Source organism: Hyalangium sp., assembly GCF_035629615.1.
Classification (GTDB): domain Bacteria; phylum Myxococcota; class Myxococcia; order Myxococcales; family Myxococcaceae; genus Hyalangium.
This window is the reverse complement of the sequence record NZ_DASPHO010000275.1, coordinates 1-4,376: the sequence shown is the minus strand read 5'-3', so window position 1 is coordinate 4,376 and position 4,376 is coordinate 1. Positions and strand designations below refer to the sequence as shown.

Here is a 4,376-nt window from a genome sequence, read left to right as displayed (position 1 = left end):
CGGCGCGAATTCGGGCCGCCTCGTCCTCACGCGATGAGGCGACGCTCCTGGCCTCGGCCACCTCCGCCTCGCGCTCCGCCAGCTCCGCCGCCGCCCGGCGCGCCACCCGCGCCGCCTCGCGCGCCGTGGAGTGCCGCGTCTCCAGCGCCCGCTCCTGCTCTTCATCGCTGAACGTGGACTCGTGGACGAGCAGGTCCGCGTCCTTCGCCGCCTGCGTCAGCGAGGCGCATGGCCGCGTGTCTCCGGAGATCGCCAGCCGCCGCCCGCTGCGCGCCGAGCCCAGCACGTCCTCGGGCCGCACCGTGGTGCCGTCCGGCAGCGTCACCGGCTCGCCGCGCTGCAGCTTGCCGAAGTCCGGACCCGATGGGACGCCCAGCGCCCGAGCCTTCTCCACGTGGAAGCGCCCAGGCCGGTCGTCCTCCGCCAGCACATACGCCAGCGCGTTGATGCGGTGGTCCACTCCCACCGCGTGCACCGTGTAGCCCTCCCGGCGCACGCTGTCCCCATCCTTCAGCTCGTGGATCTCCACTGGGAAGGCCAGCGCGTCCACGCCCAGGTGCACCGCCTGGTGGAGCACACGCTTGGCCGAGGGCGGGCCGTAGAGGGGCATGGGCTGCTCGCGCCCCATCATCCCCAGCGTGCGCAGAAAGCCGATGATCCCCAGGTAGTGGTCCGCGTGGAAGTGCGTGAAGAAGACGGCATCCACGCTGAACCCGGTGCCGTAGCGCACCATCTGCCGCTGGCTGCCCTCGCCACAGTCGAAGAGCAGCAGATCCGTGTCTGCCTTCACCGCCAGCCCGGAGAGGTTCCGGTGCAGCGTGGGCTGGGCGGCGGAGGTGCCAAGGAAGGTGAGCCTGAGGAGGGACATGCCGGCGCTTCCCACGAAGAAGAGGACCTCTGCGCCAGCGCCCCGGGCCTCCAGGAGGGGAGGACACGCGAGGACAGGCACGTGGCCGCCATTTAGCAGGCTTGGACGCCCCCGTGCTTCCCCGACTGACTCTTCGTGCGCTATGGAGCCGCCCTCCTGTCCCATGCCAGACTCCCTGACCGTTGCTCCCACCTCGGATGCGCGCCGAGTGCGCGCCCCGGACGGCACCCTCCTCACTCCGCCCCCCGGCTGGGCCCTGCTGCCCCCGGGCGACGCCGGGCTCACACGCCGCGTCAAGGCCGCTGGCCCGAGCTGGACGGTGGTGGAGAAGAAGGGCCGCAAGACGTTCTCCCACGGCATCTGGGCCCCCGAGGCCCACATTGCTGCCGCTCGCGCCGCGCTCGAGGCCGAGCGGGCCACCCCCGCCTATGCCCGGCGCCGCGCTTCGGACCAGGCCCGCCGCGAGCGTGAGCAGGCCGAGTACGAGGTGGACTTCGCCAACGCCGTGCTGCGCTTCCTCTCCTTTGCTCCTGCCTTCACCGCCCACGCCAAGAGGCTGGCCGTCCTGGTGGCGGTCCACGCCACCCCCGTGGGCAGCGGCACCGTGGCTCGCACCGAGCGCATCCCCCTCGAGCGCCGGGCCGAAGCCGCCGTGATCGCCTGGCTCCGCCACCAGACGACCGGCTATGACGACCTGCGTATCGCCCGGGTGAAAGGCGCCCGTCGCGAGGTGCGCCGTGAGCTGGCCGAGCTCTCCCGGGGCCTCCTCGACGTGCACCGCCGGGATGTCCCTCATTCAGCTGCCGGCTGCCCGCTCTGCACGGCCCTGGAGCACCCCCGAGCGTCTCAGTGAGGCAGGGGCCTGCTCCCGGGACAGACACCGCGCGGCCTCACCGTGGGTAGAACGGCGTCATCGCATCGAGGATGGAGTTGAACAGCCGCTGGCCATCCGGCGTGTCGGGGCACAACCCGCCCCACACGAGCGTGGTGCGCTCGGCAATGGGACGAAAGTAAATCTTCCCGCGCATCCGCACCGGCTCGTAGCTCTCGCGCTGCTCCGACAGGTACCCCTCTTCCGGCACCCCGAACACGGCGTAATAGGTCAGGTCCGGTGTCACCGCATCCTTCAGGCGGTGCAGGCCGCTGGGGATGATGCAGGCCACCTCGGCGGTGTGCCAGGGGCCCTCCTTGCCGCTCGTCGCCTCCTCCACGCGGAAGCACATCCGCGAGGGCGGGCAGCCCAGGTTTCCCGCCGTGAGGAAGTTGTAGTCCAGCCACGGCACCTCGAGCATCTCGTCCAGGTGGGGCCGCCCATCACTGCGAAATCCCCAGGGATTGCCGTCCGCCTTGTACGAGCGCACCCCATAGGCCCCGTAGAAGACGTTGTACCAGGGGCTGCTCGGGTTGAAGTAGCTGGAGCAGCCCTGGCCCGAGGGGAAGTCCCCGATGCTGAAGATCACCATCAGATCGAAGAGCCGCCGCAGGTCCTCGGCCATGAAGGGCTCATGGCCCACCGCGCCAATGGAACCTGACAGGTGGGGTACAGGAGTGGCGATCCCCGCATCGGCGAGGAAGTTCTTCTGGCCAGGAAGAGGCGTGGCGCGCAGGGCCAGGGCCGCCAGTTCGCGTTGAAGACCCATGACTTGCTCCGGGGAAGGAGGGTCGAGAGTAGACTACTCCCATGCAGGAGAAGCTGGTCTTCGATCAGACGCTGGAAGGTCTGTTCGTCCGAGGACTGGAAGGCCGGGTCACCCCCACCCTGAAGCTCCACCTCAAGGAGGTCGGGGTAGACTTGGACCGCAAGCTCCTGCCCGCCTATCCCTTCGAGACATGGTGCTCCTGTGTGCGTGTGGCGGCACGGACGCTGTACACGGAAGCGCCGGAGGAGCAGGCGTACCTCGCGCTGGGCGAGCGGATGGTGGATGGCTACCGGGGGACGATGATGGGGCGCGCGCTGTTCAGCGTGCTCCAGCTCCTGGGGCCCCGGCGCGTGCTGGGCCGGGTGCAGCAGAGCTTCCGCTCTGGGAACAACTACACCGAGGTGCGCATGAAGGAGCTGGCCCCTACCCACCGGGAGCTGTGGGTGAATGAGGCCGGTCCCACGCGCTACCTGGTGCAGGGCGCCATCCTGGCAGGCATGCGGGGCTGTGGAGTCGCGGACGCCCAGGTCCGGGTGCGGAGCTTCACGGCCGAGGACGTCACCTTCGACGTGGAGTGGCGAGAAGAGGACTAAGCCCGTCCCTTCGTGCGGCAGGCGACGGGGCGTGAACTCTTGCGGCACGGCCGGAATGCTCGGTGATAAGGACAGCTCTGCTGTTCTTCAGAACCAGGCCCACCGCCATGTCCAGCATGCTGATCTTGCGGGGTGCACCCGCGCTCTCCCAGTTCCGCCGCGACAAGCTGCTCGCCCTCTGCCGCGAGCGGGTGCCCGAGGCTGCCTCTCTCTACGCGGAGCTCATGCACTTCGTCGACGCCTCGGCGGCTCTCTCCGAGAGCGAGAAGGCCGTCCTCTATCAGCTGATCGAGTACGGCCCACGCATCCCCGTGGGCGAGTGGGTGGGCAGCCGCTTCCTCGTTCTCCCGCGCCCCGGCACCATCTCCCCCTGGTCCTCCAAGGCCACGGACATCGCGCACAACTGCGGCCTCGAGCGGGTGCGGCGCATCGAGCGGGGGACGGTCTTCTTCGTCGGGGATCCGGACGGGATGCCGCTGACGCGTGACCAGCTGGCGCGGCTGAAGCCGGTGCTGCACGATCGGATGACGCAGGTGGTGGTGAACCAGATGGAGGAGGCTGGGGTCCTCTTCGCCAAGCACAGCCCACGGCCGCTCTCCACGGTGGACGTGCTGGGAGGAGGCCGGGCGGCGCTGGTGGCGGCCAACCGGGAGCTGGGGCTGGCGCTGGCGGACGACGAGATCGACTACCTGTGCGCGCGCTTCGGCGAGCTGAAGCGCAACCCCACGGACGTCGAGCTGATGATGTTCGCGCAGGCCAACAGCGAGCACTGCCGGCACAAGATCTTCAACGCGAGCTGGACCATTGATGGCGTGCCGCGGGAGCGCTCGCTGTTCCAGGCCATCCAGAACACCTACGCCGCGCACAGCGAGGGCGTGCTCTCGGCGTACAAGGACAACGCAGCGGTCATCCAAGGCGTCGAGGCGGAGCGCTTCTTCCCGGACGCGGAGAGCGGCGAGTGGCGTTCGCGGCGCGAGCTCACGCACATCCTGATGAAGGTGGAGACGCACAACCACCCGACGGCCATCTCGCCATACCCCGGCGCGGCCACGGGGGCGGGCGGGGAGATCCGCGACGAGGGGGCCACGGGGCGGGGCGCGAAGCCGAAGGCGGGGCTCACGGGCTTCTCGGTGTCGAACCTGCTCATCCCCGGCTACGAGCGGCCCTGGGAGAAGGCCTACGGCAAGCCGGCGCGCATTGTCTCCGCGTTGGACATCATGCTGGAGGGGCCCATTGGTGGGGCGGCCTACAACAACGAGTTCGGCCGGCCGAACC

Annotated in this window: 4 protein-coding genes and 1 pseudogene; 3 read left to right on the top strand and 2 right to left on the bottom strand. The window is 69.6% G+C overall.

Features of this window, described 5'->3' with window-relative positions:
• Positions 1-868, bottom strand: an 868-nt coding sequence (rnz, locus tag VD972_RS13980) for a ribonuclease Z (RefSeq protein ID WP_324986666.1), incomplete at its 3' end; no start/stop codon positions are given.
• A gap of 163 nt (positions 869-1,031) precedes the next feature.
• Here rnz and VD972_RS13975 point away from each other — a divergent pair.
• Complete coding sequence (locus VD972_RS13975) at positions 1,032-1,721, top strand: DUF2293 domain-containing protein (RefSeq protein WP_324986663.1); 690 nt, start codon at positions 1,032-1,034, stop codon at positions 1,719-1,721.
• Positions 1,722-1,758: 37 nt separating this feature from the next.
• Here VD972_RS13975 and VD972_RS13970 read toward each other — a convergent pair whose 3' ends face one another.
• Complete coding sequence (locus VD972_RS13970) at positions 1,759-2,508, bottom strand: hypothetical protein (RefSeq protein ID WP_324986660.1); 750 nt, start codon at positions 2,506-2,508, stop codon at positions 1,759-1,761.
• A gap of 41 nt (positions 2,509-2,549) precedes the next feature.
• Between VD972_RS13970 and VD972_RS13965 the strand changes: the two genes are divergently transcribed.
• Both VD972_RS13965 and VD972_RS13960 read left to right on the top strand, forming a co-directional pair.
• The gene (locus tag VD972_RS13965; protein WP_324986657.1) at positions 2,550-3,101 is read left to right on the top strand and encodes a DUF2378 family protein; all 552 of its coding nucleotides are present in this window, start codon (positions 2,550-2,552) and stop codon (positions 3,099-3,101) included.
• 107 nt (positions 3,102-3,208) lie between these two features.
• Positions 3,209-4,376 (top strand): annotated as a pseudogene (locus tag VD972_RS13960) (phosphoribosylformylglycinamidine synthase); the annotation flags it as partial.

What these genes read in the sequence shown, in the direction of transcription:
- VD972_RS13975 (WP_324986663.1), top strand. Translation starts at nt 1,032, where the DNA reads ATGCCAGACTCCCTGACCGTTGCTCCCACCTCGGATGCGCGCCGAGTG.
- VD972_RS13970 (WP_324986660.1), bottom strand. Translation starts at nt 2,508, where the DNA reads ATGGGTCTTCAACGCGAACTGGCGGCCCTGGCCCTGCGCGCCACGCCT.
- VD972_RS13965 (WP_324986657.1), top strand. Translation starts at nt 2,550, where the DNA reads ATGCAGGAGAAGCTGGTCTTCGATCAGACGCTGGAAGGTCTGTTCGTC.